The sequence below is a fragment of the Shewanella gelidimarina genome (assembly GCF_023283945.1).
GTDB classification, from domain to species: Bacteria; Pseudomonadota; Gammaproteobacteria; order Enterobacterales; family Shewanellaceae; genus Shewanella; species Shewanella gelidimarina.
The window spans coordinates 43,963-65,131 of record NZ_JAKIKW010000014.1 but is presented as its reverse complement, the minus strand read 5'-3'; the positions used below and the strand labels follow the sequence as shown (position 1 = coordinate 65,131).

Genomic DNA, 21,169 nt, shown 5'->3' with positions numbered 1-21,169 from the left:
CTTGAGTCGTGCCTGCATAAAGGAGTCTATAGGTAATGGAAAATGTCCTGACTGGTATCACCCTACTAGGCTTATTTATTCTACTCGTAGGGCTATTTTTACAGCTCAAACGTGCTGTAAATCAAGATATTTCAATTTTTTTCAAGTTAAAGAAAAATCGCATCTTTGCTGGTCTTTCACTGCTGGTATTCACCCTCATTCTTCAGTTAGTCGGCGCCATAGGATTGTCTATTACCTATGATCATGAGGTGAATAAAAGCGGTGAGGCGTTAAGAACATTAACGAAAACCACAGATGTTGCCTTAAGCTCTTGGGTGAAAGGCTGGGAGTCACGCGTCACTGCAGTATCAAGTAACCCACTTTTACAAGCTCGAACTCAAAAGCTAATTACTGAGTCAGTTACGCATGAAACCTTAATTGAAAGCGATAACCTTATTTGGTCGAGAGACGCCTATCAAAGGTACAGTGAATCTTTCGGGTCTCTAGGTTTTTTCATCACCTCTTTAGAGGGGATTAATCTGTCCTCGGCAAGAGATGAAAATGTAGCAACAGAAAACATTGTCGCGCGAAAAGTCCCCAACATATTTGCCCGTGCAGTTGCGGGAGAAACGGTCATTACAGCACCAATACGATCTGAAGTCGTACTGGCAAATCCGTATGGTATTGAGCAAACACAAACGCCAACTATGTTCGTTCTCAGCCCAATTCGAGACGCTAAAGGCAACGTGTTGGCAGTATTAATGTTGCGCATTGATCCTTATATCGAGTTTGCAAAACTAGCTGAAAGTGCAGGGGTTGGCAAAACCGGCGAGTCCTATTTTGTGTCGCAAGAAGGCTACATATTATCTCATAGCCGTTTTGAAAAAGAACTTCAATCGCTTGGTTTGGTGCAACCTGGGCAGATGTCCGTATTAAACCTTAGAGTGACCAATCCCGGAAAAACACTCACGCCTGAGGCACCAGCAAGCGCTGAACATAATGATAAACCCTTAACTTATAGCGCTAATCAGCTAAGTATTCGTATGGATGGTCACAACTACAAAGGCTATCGAGATTACCGTGGTAAAGAGGTTATTGGCGCTTGGCATTGGGATAGTCGTTATGGTTTTGGTGTTATTACCGAAATGGATTTGCAAGAGGCTGCAAGTAACTATGTCTTCTTTAAAAACATCATCATTGGGATTATGTCGGCCATTGTGCTGCTGTGTGTGTTGCTGTCATTTGGTGGGGTAAAGATAGGTCGATTGGTGCATGACAGGTTACAGGTTGATAATGAAAACCTTGAGCGCGAAATTAATCTCAGAACCAAAGAGTTAAAAGATAGAGAGAAGGCCTTATGGGATCTTTATGAAAACTCGGTGGTGGCTTATGCCTCTGTGAGTCCTAGCGGCCGTTTTATAAAACATAATCGGCAATTCTCTCTATTGGCAGGCGTTGAAAGAGAAGAATTTAGTCGCCTAAAGTGGCGCGATATTGCAACAGAAGAAAATCGTCTAATTGATGATGTTTATCAGCAAGCATTAAAGGGTGTTAAGACCCAAGATGCCCGTGTGCAACTGGTCGATGTTAACGAAAAAGTAATGTTCGTTTCAATATCAACCGATCTTGCTTTTGATAGTGAAAGGAAAGTGACAGAGGTTCGTTTCTCATTATTGGATATTAGCGAGCAGGAGAATGTTCGCTTAGCAATGTTAGAAAATCAGCAGCAATATCAGGTGTTACTGGAAAATATTCAAGGGGTGGTATACCGCTATAAAATTAATGTCGCCGACAGTATCGAGTACAAACTGGAGTACTTAAGTCCAAATGTTGAAGTCGTTACGGGCTACCAAGATAGTGATTTCCTCGGCGAAAACCCGCGGTTAAGCTTTGCTGACATGGTTGTAAAAGAAGATATGCTTCAGCTTAGGGATGTGCTAGGTAAAGCATATAAAACACACAGTTTTGTCACTCAAGATGTGCGTATCCTTACGGCATCTGATGAGCTTCGCTTCCTCCAGATTAAAGCCCAATTCGTCCAAGATACCTTAAATAACACTTGTTATTTTGATGGCACTATTTTTGATATTACCGAGCAAAAACTGGCTGAAAATAGATTACATCTATCTGAAGACAAGCTCACGGTGGCAGCGGAAAGTGCCCGAATGGGGATGTGGGACTATTACCCGAAAGACAACAAAGTGGTTATTAATCGTATGTACGCCAATATGCTTGGTTACGATGTGCAGGATCTTTGTATTGATGACGACCAATGGTCAGCGTTGATGAATGGTGAGCAGACATGGCTGCAGTTAATACACGCTGATGATAGGGTGCTAGTCCTCGATCATTTAAGCACACACTCCCAGTCAAACTCACAAATCTTTAAGCGTGAATTTAGAATGCGCAGAAAAGATGGCGGCTATGATTGGATAATGAGTATTGGCCAAGTTCATCACTATACCGAAGATGGACATGCTGGCCGAATTAGTGGCGTGCATCTTAATATTAATGAGTCGAAAGAGCTGCAGAGGGAGTTAGCCGCGGCTATTGAAAAAGCGGATGATGCCAACCGGGCGAAGGGAGATTTTTTGGCCAATATGAGCCATGAAATTCGTACTCCTATGAATGCGATTATTGGTATGACACATCTTGCTTTAAAAACGGAGTTGACGCGTCAACAGTACAACTATATTGATAAATCACATCGCTCAGCCCAATCACTGCTGGGGATCATTAACGATATTCTCGATTTCTCTAAAATTGAAGCGGGCAAACTCGACCTTGAAACGATTAATTTCAGACTAGAAGATGTGCTCGATGACATTATTAATTTGATCGGGATTAAAGTGGCCGAAAAAGAGTTAGAGCTACTATTTGATATTGACCCGACTATCCCGGCAATGTTGAAAGGAGACCCGCTCCGGTTAGCGCAGATACTGACCAATCTCGCGAATAATGCCGTTAAGTTCACTGAACACGGTAGCGTCATTCTTGCGGTCAATACTGAATCACTGACAGATGATGAGATCACCCTTAAATTCACTGTCACTGACAGTGGTATTGGCATGACGCTTGAGCAACAACAGGATCTTTTTAAACCATTTTCACAAGCTGATGCGTCAACCACCAGAAAATATGGTGGTACTGGATTAGGGCTTGCGATATGTAAAAACCTAGCAGATTTGATGGGAGGTGAAATTGGCGTTTCCAGCGAGTTAAATGTCGGCAGTCGTTTCTATTTTGAATGTGTATTCCCAATTGTTGAACATCATGACACCGCGCCGATTTATCAAGGGGATTTGGAAGATGTTCGAGTGTTACTCGTCGAAGATAATGCCAGTTCTCGAGAGATTTTATTAGCGATGCTGTCAACATTAAAAGTGCAAGTTGATTACGCTAAAGATGGTATGGAAGCCGTTGAAATGCTTAAGGCGAGTGAAGCGTCACCTTACCAACTTGCATTGCTTGATTGGAAAATGCCCAAGCTTGATGGCATTGAAGTTGCTCGATTTATTGAGCAGCTTCCAGCGTCGATAACGCCCCATGTGGTGATGGTGACAGCCTACGGTAAAGAGGAGTTATTGCTTGATGCTGCAAATGTGACGATTGACGCAGTGCTGACTAAGCCTGTAACGCAGTCAACGCTATGGGATGCACTATTACCCGCTTTAGGTTTTGCGCCGCGAAAACAGACTCGCTTAAGTCAGAGGCAAACTCGGGTGGATACCGCCTTGATTCAACTCGCTGGAGCCAAGTTATTGGTTGCTGAAGATAACGACTTAAATCAGGAATTGATTGTTGAGTTGCTAACCAGTAATGGTATTACCTCTGTCCTGGCAAACGACGGCCAAGAAGCGCTCGATTGCCTCGCGAAAGAGGAGTTTGATGGCGTGTTAATGGACTGCCAAATGCCAATAATGGATGGGTATACTGCCACTCGACATATTCGTGCACAAGCGCAGTTTGAACATTTACCTGTGCTGGCCATGACGGCGAATGCGATGGCAGGTGACAGAGAAAAAGCGCTCGATGCAGGTATGAATGATCACATTCCCAAGCCACTTAATGTCGATGAGTTGTTTGTTACCATTGCGAAATGGGTTACGCCTAAAAACCCCGCTTCGTTACACGAACATGTTCAAAATGAAGCGCATAACGATATGGATTTTAGTCTGTTTAAACATATCGATACTCAGCTCGGTTTAAGTCGTACTCAGGGAAAAAGCAGTCTATACAAAAAGCTGTTGTATAAATTTGTTAGCGGGCAACAGGATTTTACAGCACAGGTTAATGCTAGTTTATCTGCTAATGACCCAGTGACCACTGCGAGACTTATTCATACATTAAAAAGCGTATCGGGGGCGATTGGTGCGCTAAAGTTAACTCAATTTGCTGAGCGCTTGGAGCAAGATTCAGAGCATGCACAAGATAAAGCATCTGATATTACCGCTAGCGAAACTTATCCATTATTAGTGGAGGAACTTGCGCTAGTCTGTAGCGAAATAACAGTGCAATTAGCGGAGTTGGTAGTGGCTGATATTGATACTCAGTTTGATGCTGAAAAAGCGGCAGAGGTACTGACTCAACTCATCGTTATGCTTAACGATTTTGATATGGCTGCAACAGAACTTATCGCTGAACAACGTTCAATTTTGGCGTCTAAGCCGCTATTAAGTTTGTTTAAGAAATTAGAAAAACAGTTAGATGATTATGAGTTTGATGAGGCATTAAAAGTGGCAGTACAGATGCAAACTCTTGTTGCTAACAAGATGAGCTGAGCTCTTAGGTTTTTAACGATATAGGAAGGATGTGATGGAACTACAAACCTTACTCGTCGTCGATGATACACCGGCTAACATTGATGTTTTAGCCGGTATGTTAAAAGATGATTATCATGTAAAAGTGGCTAAAAGTGGCGAAATAGCGCTTAAAATCGCTAATAAGTCACCTTTGGATTTAATCTTACTCGATATTATGATGCCAGGTATTGATGGTTTTGAGGTTTGCAGACGCCTTAAAAACGATCATACCACCCGCCATATCCCTATCATTTTTGTCACCGCAAAAATCACCGCTGAGGATGAATTAAGAGGGCTGGAACTGGGCGCTGTTGATTACATCACTAAGCCATTTAACCCGCCGATAGTGATGCAAAGAGTACGTACTCAGTTAGCGCTTTTTAACCAAAGTAGAGAGTTAGCCATTAAGGTTAAACAAAAGACTGCGGAGCTTGCCGATACACAATTAAAAGTCATTCAAAAGCTAGGGCGTGCAGCTGAATACAAAGATAATGAAACAGGTATGCACGTCATTCGAATGAGTCATTACACCCATATATTGGCTAAAGCCGCAGGTATGTGTGAAGCTGATGCTGATATGTTAATGGCAGCGGCGCCGATGCACGATATTGGTAAAATAGGCATCAATGATGCGATATTGCGTAAGCCTGGCAAACTGACGGCTGAAGAGTTTATTGAGATGAAAAAGCATGCTCAAATTGGGGCTGAGATCATCGGAGATAATGAATCCGAACTGTTACAAATGGCCAAAATAGTAGCCATTAGCCATCATGAAAAATGGAACGGTGCAGGTTATCCCAATGGATTAAAAGGGGAGGATATTCCTCGTATAGGCCGTATTGTTGCGATTGCTGATGTGTTTGATGCCCTTACTAGCGAGCGACCTTATAAGCGAGCATGGACAGTAGAAGATGCGGTATCGTTACTGCAGCAAGAAGCCGGTGAGCATTTCGATCCACAATTAGTGCCATTATTTATCGAGCATATTGAAGAAATGACAGAGATTATGGAATCCTTTAAAGATTAGGGGTCACTATCCACTTGGGTATCTCAGCTTGCTGGCTAGCAATCATCACTTAAGCGATCAGTCGTTATGGGGAATGCTTGTTAAATACTGAGAGTTACGATAGTAAATTGACGACAAAATAGGCTCTGTTTATAAAAGTCGCTCTAATTAATAAAAGTGTATTTTTAGTGAGGGTGTGCTTATTTTTAAACATCCCATCAAATTTGCTATATAGCGCCACAACCAACAGCATTACTGAGTTGTAAGGTTACAAATGCAGTTGCGCTTAAGATGTTAATTAAAGTGATTCAACATCGGTTAAGCAAGATAGTGATATATAGTCGAATCAATAGCTTGATTCTTGTGCTATAGCTTATATACCTGAATTCAAGTTTTTAGCTGATGTCACTTTTTATGTGCGTGCGGGTTTGTACGCTCTTTTGTTTTACCAAAAGGATAAAACTATGTTCCAACTGAATAAACTTAAGCTTGCGGCAATTCTAGTTCCAGCGGTACTTGTAGGTTGCGCAACGGGAAACACTCCCGATGATAAAAAGATGAATGCTCGTGAAGAGACTCAAGCGGCATTACAAGAGATCTATAAGAAGCATCCAGAAGCCAAGTCAGCAGTCGCTGAGTCAGTGGGTTATGTTGTTTGTACTGGAAGTAATACTTATCTATTTGCACTGTCTACTGGTGGTGGCGTTTGCGTTTTGCATGAGGGAAGCAAAAACTCCTATTATCGATTTGCAACCGGTGGCGTTGGCGCGGGCATTGGTTGGAAGCAACTCGCATTCGTTCAAGCTTTCATGAATAAGGAGCCTTTGACACGTTATAAAGAGTCCGGTTATGAAGGCCAAGCACAGGCTGAAGCCAGTGCTAAGTATGACGAAAGTGGCGATCAAGCATCGGCAAATCAATCTGTCGATATCTCAGGAGTCAAAACCTACCAAGTTAACTTAATGGGCGCTGCAGCGCAGGCGACGGTTCAAGGTTATAAATATTGGGAAACAGACTTTTCTGATGATTTCATTGAGAAAGAAAAGTAAGCGGGTTCAACATGAAAATGCCAGGTTAACAACCTGGCATTTTTGCTTTAAAGAGATGGCTTATTCCACTTCAAGAGCTTTAAATGAAAGCGAAAATTCACCGGGCTGTTTATCAGCGAGTAAAAAGCCTACCTGCTTAATATTGTCCAGTCTTAGGTTCGGAGCACTAACCGTTCGTCCTCTAAACACCGCTACAAACTCTTTTGCGTGAAAGCTAAATGCTAGCCATTGGTTTTTTTCTGTTTTAAAGGGACGTGTGTAAGCGATAGAATCCCATTTATTATCAGTACGAAGTCGTAGCTGATACTCTCTACCATCACCTTTTACTCGTATTTTTATCTGTTCTACTTTTGGCGGCAACGGACTCGATAAACTCGCTCGTGTAGAGGCAAATCCACCATTACGCTCTAGCGATAAATCACCACTAAAGGTGGCTATATCACCATCATTAATGATTGAGCTTGTCGATATCCCTCCCATAACAGAATCATTAATGATGTTCCATTTATCAGCGGTCTCTAGGACGAGTGGCTTGGCGTAACTGATTAAACTCATGGTTAGACTGCCTATTAGTAATGCAATATTAGCTGCAGAGTATCGTTTTTTTTTGACGCTTAAATCCATCTTAATATAGCTGAATAAGCTAGGTATTAATCTTGGCATAAAAATCTCATGCTGAAGGCTTTATTAGCAATACGTTGATGCCGTCCATTTGGATGACTCAATGAGCAGCGATATGAGTCAAATTTAAGCTTTGTCATTGTTGTAAATTTGAACTCGAGATTAATAATGTGAAACTAGCGCTTTAGCATTGCCTAATGTTCGGGGTTGTAATATAAAATCGAGTTCAGCTTGTTGAGATAACCTAAGGCAAACAATTACAGCGATGCATGTCGTTGCACATCGCTGTAAAGGTGGCTGTTACCCGGAAATGTTAGTTCATGGTGAGTACTTGCTCATCGTTATCGGTCATATAACTCCACTCCTGATATTGTGGATTTTGACCTTCATAGAACCAGATAACTGCAATTAATTGACTCTCATGATTAGCAATCTTTAGCTGTTTACTGATCTTACCGTCGCTCAGTGGGCCTCTAAATAGGCAGGAGTCGAAGTTAACTGTATAGCTTCCTGCTTGATTCTGATAATCATCACAGAGTGAGAAGTAGCCACGACTTTGATTACTTTTATCGACGTTGATAGTTAGCATATATGCAGCCTGCATTACGTTGTCTGCGTCGACGATTAAGTCATCGAGTGATGTGGGATCCGGTGTTGGCTCTGGATCTGGTGTCACTGGTGGAGTTGTTGTTATTGGTGTTGGCGTCACAGCCACAGGTGCCGGTGTTGGGCTATCACCATCACCGCCGCCACCGCATGCAGTAAGAGCAACAAATGAGAACGCGACTAGGCTGCTTGGCACTGAGATAAATTTTATAAGTTGAGTTTTCATGACATTCTCCATTAATCGTTAAAGATCAGTGCTTGATTAGCATTTTCATACCAAGTTGGATTGGTGGTACCTGTGTTGTCGGCGGCAAAATCAACAAACTCGGTATAAGCGTTGTCTAAGCGTTGATTTTCTTTTGGGTGCTTCCAGGTGACTGGAATTTCAATTGCCCAAGCCATGCCATTTTCATTCTGGAAGTATTGGCCAGCGCTAGGGTTGGAAGCATCTTCTCTGTAACCAAAGTAATTGCTGGAGAACTTATCTGTAGGCGCTTGGTTTTTCAGATGAACCTCCAGTTGACGACCAGGGTTTGCTCCCACTGCATTTTTAGCCGCAGATCCATGATCGGTATTTGGCGTGGCAAAGATAAATGGGTCATAAGGGAATGCTGGAATGACACTCTCAGACACTGGGCTGTCAAATGGGATATCAAGTGACCATGTGGTTCTAAAGGCACTCTCACAGCCTGTTTCGGTGCGTAGAAATTCACAGCCTTGTTCAAGCGTGACGTAATCAGACAAATCTTGAGTGAAGATAAAGACTGCGTTGGTTTGCCCGGTCTCTAATGGCGAACTATCTTGTGCAATGTCATCAATAGTCCAATTAATTAAAGACTCTTTAATTTTATTGCGGCTAACGCCAGGTAGATGCACACCAAATCCATTGTGGTAAGCGGCTCCCATTGCAGCCAGTTGCGCTTTGAAGCCGATACGTCTCACTTTATTGTCTTTAACATATTCAATAATACGTAGCTGTACCACTACGTCATTCATATCGAAGTCACCTTGATCTGGGTACAGATCCTCATAAGCGAGGGTGGTATAAGTTGACGATGAAGGGTAGTAGTTGATGGTCACTCCTGTTTCAGTGAGAGTAACGGCGTAGTCTTCAACCTCGCCATCTCCGACTCCGCCTGTTGCAGTGATATCTTGCTGGGTACTTAAACGAAAACGTGCCCAAGTGGGTCCCTCTTTAGCCCAAGTGGGTACTTCAATACTGATAGTATTAATACCGTTATCGAGCGGTTCGCCCAAAATGATCTGTTCTTCCAAATCAAAAGCGCCATTTTGGTTCCAGTCAAACCAAGCGTTGAGGTAACCGTCTCCACCTTTTGCTGTAACCAATAAAATGGCACTTTCACCAAGTTCGAAACCTGTTGGCATTGAAACGCCGTCCTCATCATCAGAGCTGTCGCTAGCATCGTCTGATAAAGGAGAGACATATCCGTCGGACTCATTATCCACTGAGGCACCGAGGTATAAGCTGTCTGTCATTGCGTGTCGGGCTCCGTTTGATGCCAGCAGTGTCCCGTATGAATCAGGTGCATCCCCAAAATCGACTGACTCGCCAACGGTAACTTCGGCTAACGCACATCGTGCACCATCATTACTTGAAGAGGCGGGTCCATAAGCAAACAGCACAGCGCTAGGAGATACATCTTCTACGTTAACTTTGTAGATATTACCGTTGCTGTTATTACTGACATATAAGTTGCCATCAGGATCAAAAAATTGTGCGCCAAATATAAAGTTACCTGAATTGGAGGTGATGACCGGGCCTAAATCGGTCGCTTCTGCGGTGGTAGTATCGATGCGAAGTAGCTTACCCGTAGAGCCGTTGCTAATACTGTAGGCGTAGCCATCAGTAGGGTGAAAGGCTAAATCGGTAATATTATAAGTGGCAAAATTCTTACTGCCGGGAATGATGGTCATGTTGTAACTGGCAGGGTTATCGAGCGGGATTTTAAACATCCCTTTACCTTTACGGTAGCCATACCAAATGTTTTCAGTCACCGCAACGTCACCTACATAGAAGTTACCTGCCGCTGCGGCGGATGCATCTTTAATAACATTAAGAGCTGCAATTTGATAATCATCGCCAGCTCGGCCTAGTGTCGCGTTTGAGTAATCCCAACCGTAAAGATAGTTATCATGATAGTTAAAACCGACACCGTTGTAGCCGTTACCTGTTCCCATATCGCTGGACAATACAACATAGCTACCTGTGGCTAAGTTTACGCCGTAGCTTTTTGGAGTACTTGATTGTTTTTGAATGACAAACGCTTCTGTTGGACAAGCGCTAAATGGCTCAGACGCATTAACATTCGCTGATATAAGAAGGCTCAAAATTAAAGGTGAACTGCAGCTAAATGAAATAGATTTGGATATTTTCATAATGCTTCTCTCGCTGTAACGTTATCAAAGTAAATTGAATAGAGCATAAGCCGTGCCAATAATTAAAGTCACTATTTATCAGGTGTTTATATGTTTACGGCTTTATTTTAAGAAGCATTATTCGCATTTTGCAAATCGAGATGACGGGTACGAATGGGATAAAAGGGGCTAATATCTACAGATCCATGTGAATAATGGTCGAAGAGAGGGCGTATATTTTTCATACTACTTGGCTTAACTCTATATCAATGCTAAGTTTTATCGGTACGTAACATTTTATTAACTATTGTTTAGGTGGTAGTAAATTTATGTCGAAACTGCGCATAGGGATTGTGTGCCACCCCAGCATCGGTGGCTCAGGTTTAGTTGCAACGGAATTGGGTCTTGGCTTGGCAAAGCTTGGGCATGAAGTTCATTTTATTTCCAGTGTCAGACCATTCAAGCTGATTGAAGATTCTCAACGACTGTTTTTTCATTCTGTCGAAGCTATTAATTATCCACTTTTCTCTGATCCTTTATATACCTTTGCTTTAACTGCAAAAATAGTCGAAGTTGCAGAGCAATATCAACTGGATGTTGTTCATGCTCACTACTCAATCCCGCATTCGTTGTGTGCGTATCTCGCCTGTGAGATAAGCACCCACAAATTTTCTACCGTCACCACCATTCACGGCACAGATGTCACCATTGTTGGTCAAGACAAACCACTTTACCCGTTGAATAAATTTAGTATTCATAAAAGCACTAAAGTGACCACGGTGTCAGCTTATCAACGAAACTATATTTATAGCCATTTTGAAAAAGACAAAACAATAGAAGTGATCCATAACTTCATTGATCTAACGGTTTTCACTCCAACAAGTGCCGACATTAATATTCGCCGACAAATGGCAATGGATGACGAAAAAGTGGTGATGCATGTCTCTAATTTTAGAGCGCTTAAAAATACCGATACGGTCGTTAGGGCATTTTACCTGCTGCTTAGAAAGGTGAATGCTCGTTTAGTCCTACTAGGAAGCGGGCCTTATATCGATAAGATTAAAGAGCAGTGTGAAAAACTCGATATTTTGCAGCACGTCACCTTCATGGGATCAGTTACGCATGTGGAGTCATTTCTCCCCAATGCTGATTGCATGATCCAACCAAGCTATAGAGAGTCATTTAGCATGGTATTACTTGAAGCCATGGCCTGTGGAGTACCGACCGTCAGTAGTAATGTTGATGGGGTCCCGGAAGTTGTGGAGGAAGGCGTCAGCGGCTTTATGTTTGATCCAGATGATGCATTAGGGATGGCGAAAGCAATGGAAGGGATCTTGAGCGACCCTGATAAGCAGCAACAGATGGGGCAAGCCGGTCGCAGCCGAGCAAGAGCATTATTTAGCCCTGCACAAAAAATTGGTCAATACGTGGAATGCTATTACGACGCAATTGCTGAAGATGACATTGTACCTCTTCAAGTAAGCATCAAATAAAAAGGACAGGCTGATGGTCGATAAAACAACGGTTGCCGACAGACAGGATGATAGCGATCTTGCAATATCGGTGATAGAAAAACCAAAAAAAAAGATGAGCATGTCGACATTGGTTTTACTGTCATTTGCGGCCGGGATTGCTGCAGGGCTGTTCTTTGGTGAGATGCTTGCGTGGATGTCTGTGATTGGCGATGCGTTTATCAAACTGCTTCAAATGACGATTATCCCCTATATCATCGTTTCACTTATCTCCAGTTTAGGCAGTTTAACCATGGTCCAAGCAAAGTCGCTGGGGGTTAAAGTGGGTAAGCTGATGTTGGTGATCTGGTTGTTTGGTTTGCTAACAATGTACCTGATAAAATACACTTTTCCTGACTGGCAAGCAGGTGAGTTCTTCAGTTTAACAGCGCTAGAAGATCCAAATTCGATTAATCTATTAGATATCTATATTCCCTCAAATCCGTTTTTCTCGCTGTCTAATAGTTATATCCCCGCGATTGTATTGTTCTGTGTTGCAACCGGTATTGCACTTATCTCAATAGACAAGAAAGATTCCTTGATGAGACCAATGCAATTACTTGGTGAGGCATTTAATAAGGTCACTCAAAGTATTGTAAAACTGATGCCGATTGGTATTTTTGCTATGACTGCTGCCACAGCAGGAACGATGGACTTTGAGGAGTTTCAAAAGCTGCAAGTGTATTTTGTGGCTCATGTGGTGATGACAATAATTTTAACCTATTGGGTATTGCCCGCGATTTTGGCCACGATTACTCCTTTCTCGTACCGAGACATTACTGGCATTGCCAAAGACGCCATGATTACCGCTTTCGCTGCAGGTAATATTTTTATTGTTATCCCACTGCTTATTCAGCGAACTAAGGAATTATTTCATAAGTATAATATTGGTAATCAACAAACAGATGACTATGCCAATATCATTATTCCTGTGGTCTTTAGTTTTCCTAATCTGGGTAAGTTATTGACCATTGTTTTTGTGCTGTTTGCCGCTTGGTTTTCAGGTGAAGATATTGATTTTTTAACTTATGTGCCTATGTCGATAAATGGCCTAATTAGTCTATTTGGTAGCGTATATTTAACCATTCCAATGCTGCTCGATTCGCTTGAATTGTCATCGGATCTATTTCAGCTTTATATGGTGTCGAGCTTATTTACTAGCCGCTTTACCTCATTGCTAGCGGCGATGAATATATTCATTCTTGCCGTAGGTGGCACCGCGATGCTGGTCGGCATCGCAAAAGTCAGCATGGCGAGATTGATTATGTATAGCGCATTAACACCGGTGGTATTCGGCGTCAGCTTATTAGCGTCTAGCTGGCTACTCAGTAGTATTGTTAATACCGAATACAACATGGATGAAGTGGTGGCGCAGATGAGCGCTGCAGAGAAGGTTCCCGATCAGGTCACCTCCTTTAGATGGGACGAATTGGCGCAAGCAACGGGTCCAAGAAACTTAGAAGCGATAAGAGAAAGTGGCATATTAAGAGTCGGATATAACCCCATCCAAGTCCCATTCTCTTTTTATAATGCGCAAGATCAGCTCGTCGGTTTTGATGTGGAGCTAATGAAAAAGCTGGCAGCAGAAATGGAAGTCAAAATTGCGTTTGTGCCTTATACCTTTGGTAATGTTTTGAGCGCCATCAATAAAGGACAGTTTGATATTGCCATTTCAGGGCTGCAAATGACCACGAAGCGGATAGAGTTTGTCGGATTTACCACTCCAGTGCTAAATCTTCATTACTCATTTGTGGTGAAAGATCATCGAGCCGATGAATTCAAAACCGATAAAATGTTGCGCCAGGCGGGCACGATTAAAATAGCGTCGGTAGGCAGCTATTCGATTATCCCTCAGCTTGAAGAGAAGTTTCCCAACTTTGAGTTTGAAACGATTCAATCTGACCGTTTGTTCTTTGAAGATGATGGCAAAACATGGGATGGGTTAATGATCAGCCTTGAAGCGGGTAAGACCTGGACTATTTTGTACCCAGAATACACCACGCTTTATAATCGAGAAGAGATTAAGTCATTCCCCGCATCGTACGCGGTTGCAAGGGACAATGCTTCGCTGCAAACATTCCTCAATAGTTGGCTTGAGATCCAAAAATCTTCGGGTTATGTCGATACTCTCTACAACTATTGGATTCTGGGTGAAAACGCTAAACCCAAAACACCCCGTTGGTCAGTCATTAAGGATGTGTTGCACTGGGTTGAGGCCGATAAATAATTAACAGTGTTAAGTTGTGATAGGTGATTGTCGAAAGTGGCTGGATTAACCTGGCCACTTTATATAGGCGCTATACCGTCACATCATCACATCATCACATCAGCCAGCTATAACTGATCACGCCGTAACCATGCCAGTCTTGTGGATCTGATTCATATTCCTTGCTATACAAATCAAAACTCCAGCTAACTGACCAGCCGGGAAAGGCCCAGATAACTCCGGTGCTCGCGCTCGCTTGTTGATGTTTCATTTGAATATAGGAGTCATAAGGCAGATCGCCTTCGATACTTAAGTCGTTCAGACGGTAACCCGCTTGTGCTCTCGCAAAAACGGTCCAGCTGCCGCCTTCTCTGGCTGAAACACTGTATTGACCATAGTGTCCAGCATGGCTGCTGATCTGCCCGAAAGACTGGTTCAAGTCATCTCCCCAGCGCAAGGTTAAGCCTACATTTGATTCGGTACGGAAATTACCTAATTGGGTATAACTGTGACCACTAAGTTCCCATTGGCTGTCTTTAAAAGCCTGCTGCCGTAGCAATAGTATGTCTGCTTCATAGGCAAACTGAAACGTCATCTCAGTTTCGATTTGATACTGCCAGCCCTGTGGCGCGGTAGATGAGGTTAGCTTATGCACCCACTCCTGAGTCGCTTCTGCGCCGGAGCCTGGGCCCATAACACCGACTGCAAACCAGTTCTTTTGTGCTAAATCATCGCCATAGACTCCGCTGAAACTCTCAATCTCTAACAGCCCGGCATAAGGGCGGTCAAAAGGTTGCTCAAAGTCATGTTTTATCTCTATGGGCGTCCACATGCGTTGATATAGGTTTGCGCCCCACTGACTAGTATTACTCTGTTGTGGAAAAAGTAACAGGCTCTGCCAGTTAAAAGGCCAAGATGCGTTAGAGAAGTCATTTTGAGGCGTTGCTTGCCAGCTAATGGCAATACCGTTGGAGTAATCCCCGTCATCGCCAATCACAACATCGTTATCTAAACCAATATGCCATTGAGATGCTAAAGAGGATAAAGGAGCGCTTGCAAGCACAGCGGCGCAGCCGACTGAAATCAGTGATTTATAAGTAAGTAGAGGCTTCAATTGCAGGTTCCCGTTATATTCAATGCATGATTTCAGGCGAAGTTCTACGTTAAAGATAACGCTTGCAGCATAGCGCTAAAACGACAATCATTGCAATTATTACCGTCAACTTACGCTCATAACCGCCGGGCTATTGGCACTCGCGACGAAGCGCCTTATTCATGTGAGCTATTTATATAAGTGACTTAAATGAGTTACTGGAATTGCTTACGATAAGCACGGGGGGACAGGCCTGTGATCCGCTTAAAGGCTCGAGAAAAATGGGCTAGATCTGAGTAACCAAGTGAAGAGGCTATGCGGGAAATCGGGATATTGCCATCGGTCATCATTTCACAGGCCTGAGTGAACAACACGTTCTCGACGATGTTTGAGTAACTGGCTTTTTCTGCTTTTAAACGGCGCTGAAGTGTTCTGACGTTCATGCCCAATATGTCTGCGGCAGACTCAATGGAGAGCCTACCTAAACCTAAATAAGGTTTGAGCGCTTGCTTTAATGAGTCAACAAACTGAGTTGGCCTGCGTGGCTCACTGGGTTTAGCTTCATGCCAGCCTAATTTTAGCGATATCGGCTGTGCGAGTTCTGCTGAGGTTAAAGAGATAGCAATAACACTGCGATTGACATAAAAAATCGAATCTTCAACGAGTAATGACTTTTTTAGTTCACCAGCATTATCAGAAGTTAACACTATCTCGGCTGGAGACCACTCTCGTGTGGTTAAGTGACGAATGAGTTCAATCATAAAGGTTAGGATGAACTGCTCTCTGAAATCCAACAGCTTTTCCTTATTAAAGTTATGCTCTCTAATGAACCAATGCCGACCGACTAAGTGACGCAACTTGACCGTTGAGTGAGTTGATTCTTGATTAAAGAATACCGCGAACTCTTCGATAGCCTGCTCAAGAGTTTTAGCGTGCTTGAGTTTTTCAACATAACTAGGAATGAGTACTTGTCGGCATACTTGCCATATGAGTTGGCCGTATTTATCCGGTCCTGCCTTTTCACCGATAATACGCAGTAGATTAATCAAAGGCAGTTGCGGTACATAGTCGTGATCAGGCGCGAGGATGTTTTCTGGAAGTTGGGCTTTGGCGATGGTGGGATAGATATCATTATCTATCTGTTTGAGTATGTCGACGAAAGCGATCGCATATTGAGATTTAATCAAAGGAACGATGGGCGTTACTTTACTCATATCTACAATCCTTCAGTGATATCGGTTGGCCAACTGATTCTATTATTGTCGTATTGGCGCTACCGGGGTTAATTAATCAACTTCAATTAATGCTGATGGTAATGTCATTTATAAAGCCATTCTGGCTCTTAAGCCAAATACCCAGTTGCTGTCAGAATAGCTATTTAACGCTGGGTTTTTAATGTACTGCAGATTGGGAGTGAGGTGTATTCTTTTACTTAATGCAATGTTGAAGTAAAGCTCAGATGTATACTGCGTATCAAAGTTACTCTGACCAAATGCACCTGAGTCCTCGTTAACTTCACCGGCATTGACTGCTAATCCAAGGGTGTTGTTGTCTGCTAATAATCCAAAATAACCGAGCCCTATCGTCATTGATTTAGTGTATAACGCAGCGGGACCATCTGAGAAACCACCTCTAATAAAGGGCATAATCTGAGACGTAATAAAATAGCTAGCGGAAAAGCTTAACCCTCTGGATATATCGGGATTACTCAAGCTAGTATTTTGAGTATTGCCATCTAACTGCCAAGCCGTAACATGAACATTATCAGTGTAAATATTATCTTGAGATTTTGTCCAACCAATCTCCAACGAGGTAAATAATTTGTGGTCGTTAAATAGAGTTTCAACGCCTTCGAAAGGATTGCTTGAATCGCCTTTAGCGTCAGCAAGCCCAGCAATGAGGTAAAAGTTGTCGTTAAGCATGTGTCCAACCGCAACCCCTAAGATCCCGTCGTCTGGAAGACCCGTAGCCGCCGAGCCCGTGCTAAAGACTAAATTGGTGAATCCTGTCCAGGGGCTGGCAAGAGCGTAGCTGTCAAGGTAATCAGTCGTGTCTAAAAAGCCCACCATCAGGGCGGTGTTACCTTGATTGAATTTTTGCTTCCAGTAAAGATTGGTTAACCGACTCCCTTGGTCGCTATAGGCTGGGGCAATGACGCCAGCGTAACCGAGCCCACCATTGAACGAACCATCGCCTAAAAACCCTAACCCTTTTGGGGGAATATCGGTATAACTATGACGATGCTCAACTTTCCAGACGAGCTCTCCAGTATTGCCAGACTCGTCACTAACCAGTTCCCACGCCCCGTAGAACCTAAAGACTCCTGACGCCGCGGAATCATCAGTTTCTGGCAAAGTCCCCGTGCCCTTTAGCCCTATCATTTGATAGTCGAGTCCCAATGTTATTTTGTGTTTAGCTGCGAGCGTTTCTCTCCATGTTTGCTGACTCTCCGTTTTATTGGCTTTAAGGGTGTTATTCACTGAATTAGGACCAGAAAAATCGGTACCTGCGAATAATGGCAAAGGGCTTAAACACAGCGGGATCGATAAAATGGTATGCAGAGTACTTTTATCCATGGTGTCCTTAATATTAGTCCGCTTGTGTTCGATAATATTTTTGAATTGACGCGTTTGTGAGTTCATAGCTGGAAGATATTTGGGCAATACCGTCTGATAATCTAACCGTGTGCTCTTTATGGTGCGTCATCATAGTGCCTTCGACCCACACTGGGGTATAAAGGCTATCGAGAGAGAACAACGCATTCGCCTTTACGACGACGACTTGATTTCTGACTGGCGGCGGGGTGTGTACACAGCTAATAGCCTTAGGGACTAACAAAAACTCGGTGGCCAGCATTCCGTTAAATGTTAAGGGAACTAAGAATCCCGATAATCGTACTTTCTCTGTGTTGAATACCGTTTGTGTTGCCTCAGCGTTGTGTTGGGCTTGCTGCATGTACTCTTCTCTGGCGGCCAATACGTGTTCAATATCTATGTTGTGGTCGATTAAAGCCGTTTTAATCTGGGTAACACGATGTAACTCATTAGGGGTGAGCGCTGCCTGTTTCGTTTTACGTTGATAATAGAGGTAGCTTTTTAACAGCTCAATTTGTTCCTGTGTCAAATCGGGTAAATGAGGCAGTGGGTGATTAATGTTTGGGGTAAGTTGCTGCCAATCTAAGTTTTGAGCGGCTTTTACATTTAAACTGATAGCGATAAAAGCGAACAAAACCAATTTCGATAAGTATTGAATACTCTTCACAATAAGATTCCTGTCGGACTATGAGCAGGGGCTTTAAGCCAAGCTCCTGCTCAAGAGTTAATAGACTAAAGAGTATTCTTATAAATTTTTCCATCTTTCATGATGACCCGCATCGTCTTTATACCGTCACGTTTTGGCGCATCAAACCACTTTTCATTAGCACCAATGACCGTGATGTCTTTCAAAGGGTTACCATCGATTAAGAGTAGGTCTGCGTAGGCTCCAACTTCCACAACCCCGAGTTTTCCTTTGTAGTAAGGGTCCAATACTTTGCCAGAGAGTTTAACCATTCTGCCATTTGTTGAGGTCATCGATTTTAGAGTGTAGTAATTACCGATAAACTGACCACTTAAATAGATAGAGTGATCGGCTTGCTGCTCGCAGGCAAATACGCCTCCGACACAATCTACGTGAAAACCAAGTTGCGGTTTGTATTTGTTTACATTGTCTAAATAGTCCTTAAAAGCCGCTTGTGCTGTTGCTGCTTTGCGCGCTGAAGCAGGGTTCGAGCTAATCGCTTCTATTTGGCCTAAATAGGGAGAGAAAGCGGTCATATTAGTGGTCATAAAGGCGTCTTTCTCTTTCATTTGTTTGTACACGTCTTTGTCGAACATAAAAGCATGTTCTAAGGTTTTGACGCCTGCATCTAAGTTTCGTAATAGGGACACTTTACTGTAAGCATGCGACATCACATATGAGCCATAGGCGTCTGCGACTTCTACCGCAGCTTCTAGCTCTTCCTTTGAGTATGCATTAAGTTGCCAAGGGTCAAAAGATGAGGCAACACCGCCACTCGACATCACTTTTATTTGGGTGGCGCCCTGCATATAGTTTTGACGGGCACAGGCTTTGATATCGCCGATGCTATCTGCTGTGCATGACATGCCCAAGCGGCCACCGGCAGAGAGCTGGCCATTAAAGGTTTCATTTGGAGTGGTGAAATTTCTAAAGTCAGCATGCGACCCCGTAGGACCAATAAACGCGCCGGAAGGGTAGATCCGTGGGCCTATGACTTCACCACTGTCTATCGATTTTTTAAGTCCAGCCCCCATACCTCCAGCATCTCGCCATGTAGTGAAGCCAGACATCAACGCAGAGCGAGCCCGTGCCACTGAACGTACCGCTAGCTCCTCCCAATTACGGTTATTTTCGATATCGGGTAATGAGGTGCCGTTCATCTGCAGGTGTCCGTGGCCTTCAATGAGACCCGGCATCAATGTACGCCCTTGACCATTAATTATTTGGGCATTAGCTGCGGAGATGGGAGCAGAAGATATTTTGGTAATGAAGTTATCTTCGATAAGAACATGTTGATCTCGCTGCAGTTCATCATCTATACCGTTAAATATATGGACATTTTTGAATATGATTTTGCTGCTAGGCTCTTCTGCAAATGCGGCAGAACTCACGAGCAAGGCGACCAATGATACTTTTGAAATGTTGTTCATGCGCTTCCCTTATTGTTTCTTATCAATTTATTCAGCAAACCATCTCTATACAAATACTTTATTTCCCCATAAAACGTAGTAAGAGGACGAGTGTTAGTCAAGCGAGTAAGATGATTTTTTGTGTGTCAAAATTGAGTGTATACATCTAAAAAATAAGATAATTCTATCCCGGCTATTGGCTACTGTTTAAGGACGCGATACCCAGCTATTAATGGTTCTAGATAACAATAAGGGCTGCAGACATCGGATGGTTGCCATTTGGTGACATTGGTTAAAGAGAAGTGAGAGATGGCTAGCTAGCAGACATAAAAAAACCACCTAAAGGTGGTTTTAAAAATAGTGGTAGTGCGAAACCATCGTTAAATAGCGGTTTTAAAAATATGCATAAACGAAGGTGGCAGTTCGATATTAATCGGTACTTTAAGCTTGCGTGCAACATCATTTGCTGCGATTAAGCCCCGAATATGATGTTGCTGGTGGTCAATGACGAGCATGTGATGTAAGCCATTCTCTTGCAAGGACCGCACAACATCACTGACGTTTGCCGTTGATAGTTGCTGGTAATCCAGTGCCGACAATTTATCTCTAGCAATCATCATGTCGGTCACTAATAACTCCTCAATACTGCAAGCAAACTTGTTGGCTAGCTTGACCATTTTACGATGCAGTAATTCGTGTTTAGTTATCACGCCGAGGAATTGATTATTTTTGTCGACCACTAACCGCATAAATGCATGCGTCTTATTCATCACATCCAACGTATCTATTGCGTTTGTTGAAGCGTCGATGACCATAGGTTGAGAATGATCAAAGTCGGTAAAAATACTTAATGCTGGCGAGTTTAGCTGCGTTTTATCTTCATCGGTCGACCAAAGTAAGTGGTCGATAGATGCGGTGCTATATAGATCTAGGTTTCTCATAGGGTTTTCTCCTGTACAAGGTACATCTTTCAGGCGATTGATTCGGGGAGGTAACAGCTATATTTTATTTCTATTCACACCGACTTGATGCTGTAATGCGAAGTCATTAGTTAGCCGTATCAGTACAAACTAGTCTTGATGGCGGTAGAGGGTCAATAACATTAAGTACAATTAATGTAGGTTAAGCTAATGCTAAAGTTGTTATCAATATGGTTGATTCTGAAGGTTTTTTAAAATTTTCTATTGTTTAGATTAAATGTTGCAGGCTGAATCTATGTCACTGCCTATTTT

The 21,169-nt window shown here is 42.9% G+C and carries 14 protein-coding genes; 5 read left to right on the top strand and 9 right to left on the bottom strand.

Annotated elements, in window-relative coordinates; genetic code table 11:
- Window positions 1–35 precede the first annotated feature (35 nt).
- From L2729_RS12970 to L2729_RS12960, 3 genes are all read left to right on the top strand, one after another.
- Window positions 36–4,760, top strand: coding sequence for a response regulator (locus L2729_RS12970; protein ID WP_248988655.1), 4,725 nt, complete (start codon window positions 36–38; stop codon window positions 4,758–4,760).
- Window positions 4,761–4,794: 34 nt separating this feature from the next.
- Complete coding sequence (locus tag L2729_RS12965) at window positions 4,795–5,808, top strand: HD-GYP domain-containing protein (RefSeq protein ID WP_248988654.1); 1,014 nt, start codon at window positions 4,795–4,797, stop codon at window positions 5,806–5,808.
- A gap of 443 nt (window positions 5,809–6,251) precedes the next feature.
- Complete coding sequence (locus tag L2729_RS12960; RefSeq protein WP_248988653.1) at window positions 6,252–6,836, top strand: lipid-binding SYLF domain-containing protein; 585 nt, start codon at window positions 6,252–6,254, stop codon at window positions 6,834–6,836.
- Window positions 6,837–6,896: 60 nt separating this feature from the next.
- On the opposite strand, the gene L2729_RS12955 is transcribed toward L2729_RS12960, so the two are convergent.
- The 3 genes from L2729_RS12955 to L2729_RS12945 form a co-directional block, all read right to left on the bottom strand.
- Complete coding sequence (locus L2729_RS12955) at window positions 6,897–7,391, bottom strand: CIA30 family protein (protein WP_248988652.1); 495 nt, start codon at window positions 7,389–7,391, stop codon at window positions 6,897–6,899.
- Window positions 7,392–7,770: 379 nt separating this feature from the next.
- Window positions 7,771–8,289: a hypothetical protein gene (locus L2729_RS12950; protein ID WP_248988701.1), complete on the bottom strand. Its 519-nt coding sequence runs from the start codon at window positions 8,287–8,289 to the stop codon at window positions 7,771–7,773.
- A gap of 11 nt (window positions 8,290–8,300) precedes the next feature.
- Window positions 8,301–10,460 (bottom strand): LruC domain-containing protein, encoded by a 2,160-nt coding sequence (locus tag L2729_RS12945; protein WP_248988651.1) that lies wholly within the window; start codon window positions 10,458–10,460, stop codon window positions 8,301–8,303.
- 308 nt (window positions 10,461–10,768) lie between these two features.
- Here L2729_RS12945 and bshA point away from each other — a divergent pair, with 308 nt between their 5' ends.
- Window positions 10,769–11,932, top strand: coding sequence for an N-acetyl-alpha-D-glucosaminyl L-malate synthase BshA (gene bshA / locus L2729_RS12940; RefSeq protein ID WP_248988650.1), 1,164 nt, complete (start codon window positions 10,769–10,771; stop codon window positions 11,930–11,932).
- Between the two features lie 13 nt (window positions 11,933–11,945).
- On the top strand, window positions 11,946–14,177 hold the full coding sequence (locus tag L2729_RS12935; RefSeq protein ID WP_248988649.1) for a cation:dicarboxylate symporter family transporter: 2,232 nt from the start codon (window positions 11,946–11,948) through the stop codon (window positions 14,175–14,177).
- A 94-nt stretch (window positions 14,178–14,271) separates the two neighbouring features.
- Here L2729_RS12935 and L2729_RS12930 read toward each other — a convergent pair whose 3' ends face one another.
- From L2729_RS12930 to L2729_RS12905, 6 genes are all read right to left on the bottom strand, one after another.
- On the bottom strand, window positions 14,272–15,270 hold the full coding sequence (locus L2729_RS12930) for a lipid A deacylase LpxR family protein (protein WP_248988648.1): 999 nt from the start codon (window positions 15,268–15,270) through the stop codon (window positions 14,272–14,274).
- 194 nt (window positions 15,271–15,464) lie between these two features.
- Complete coding sequence (locus L2729_RS12925; protein ID WP_248988647.1) at window positions 15,465–16,463, bottom strand: helix-turn-helix domain-containing protein; 999 nt, start codon at window positions 16,461–16,463, stop codon at window positions 15,465–15,467.
- A 108-nt stretch (window positions 16,464–16,571) separates the two neighbouring features.
- A complete protein-coding gene (locus L2729_RS12920) occupies window positions 16,572–17,825 on the bottom strand; it encodes a carbohydrate porin (protein ID WP_248988646.1) in 1,254 nt (417 codons plus the stop codon).
- Window positions 17,826–17,838: 13 nt separating this feature from the next.
- Entirely contained in the window at window positions 17,839–18,510 is a 672-nt protein-coding gene (locus tag L2729_RS12915) for a DUF3299 domain-containing protein (RefSeq protein WP_248988645.1), read from the bottom strand.
- 65 nt (window positions 18,511–18,575) lie between these two features.
- Window positions 18,576–19,958, bottom strand: a complete 1,383-nt coding sequence (locus tag L2729_RS12910) for a metal-dependent hydrolase family protein (RefSeq protein WP_248988644.1) — start codon at window positions 19,956–19,958, stop codon at window positions 18,576–18,578.
- Between the two features lie 359 nt (window positions 19,959–20,317).
- On the bottom strand, window positions 20,318–20,878 hold the full coding sequence (locus L2729_RS12905; RefSeq protein ID WP_248988643.1) for a CBS domain-containing protein: 561 nt from the start codon (window positions 20,876–20,878) through the stop codon (window positions 20,318–20,320).
- Window positions 20,879–21,169: the final 291 nt, after the last annotated feature.

Excerpts from the sequence above, each read along its gene's own strand:
- L2729_RS12905 (WP_248988643.1), bottom strand. The coding sequence starts at position 20,878 with ATGAGAAACCTAGATCTATATAGCACCGCATCTATCGACCACTTACTT.
- L2729_RS12910 (WP_248988644.1), bottom strand. The coding sequence starts at position 19,958 with ATGAACAACATTTCAAAAGTATCATTGGTCGCCTTGCTCGTGAGTTCT.
- L2729_RS12925 (WP_248988647.1), bottom strand. The coding sequence starts at position 16,463 with ATGAGTAAAGTAACGCCCATCGTTCCTTTGATTAAATCTCAATATGCG.
- L2729_RS12950 (WP_248988701.1), bottom strand. The coding sequence starts at position 8,289 with ATGAAAACTCAACTTATAAAATTTATCTCAGTGCCAAGCAGCCTAGTC.
- L2729_RS12955 (WP_248988652.1), bottom strand. The coding sequence starts at position 7,391 with ATGAGTTTAATCAGTTACGCCAAGCCACTCGTCCTAGAGACCGCTGAT.
- bshA (WP_248988650.1), top strand. The coding sequence starts at position 10,769 with ATGTCGAAACTGCGCATAGGGATTGTGTGCCACCCCAGCATCGGTGGC.
- L2729_RS12920 (WP_248988646.1), bottom strand. The coding sequence starts at position 17,825 with ATGGATAAAAGTACTCTGCATACCATTTTATCGATCCCGCTGTGTTTA.
- L2729_RS12970 (WP_248988655.1), top strand. The coding sequence starts at position 36 with ATGGAAAATGTCCTGACTGGTATCACCCTACTAGGCTTATTTATTCTA.
- L2729_RS12960 (WP_248988653.1), top strand. The coding sequence starts at position 6,252 with ATGTTCCAACTGAATAAACTTAAGCTTGCGGCAATTCTAGTTCCAGCG.
- L2729_RS12935 (WP_248988649.1), top strand. The coding sequence starts at position 11,946 with ATGGTCGATAAAACAACGGTTGCCGACAGACAGGATGATAGCGATCTT.
- L2729_RS12965 (WP_248988654.1), top strand. The coding sequence starts at position 4,795 with ATGGAACTACAAACCTTACTCGTCGTCGATGATACACCGGCTAACATT.
- L2729_RS12945 (WP_248988651.1), bottom strand. The coding sequence starts at position 10,460 with ATGAAAATATCCAAATCTATTTCATTTAGCTGCAGTTCACCTTTAATT.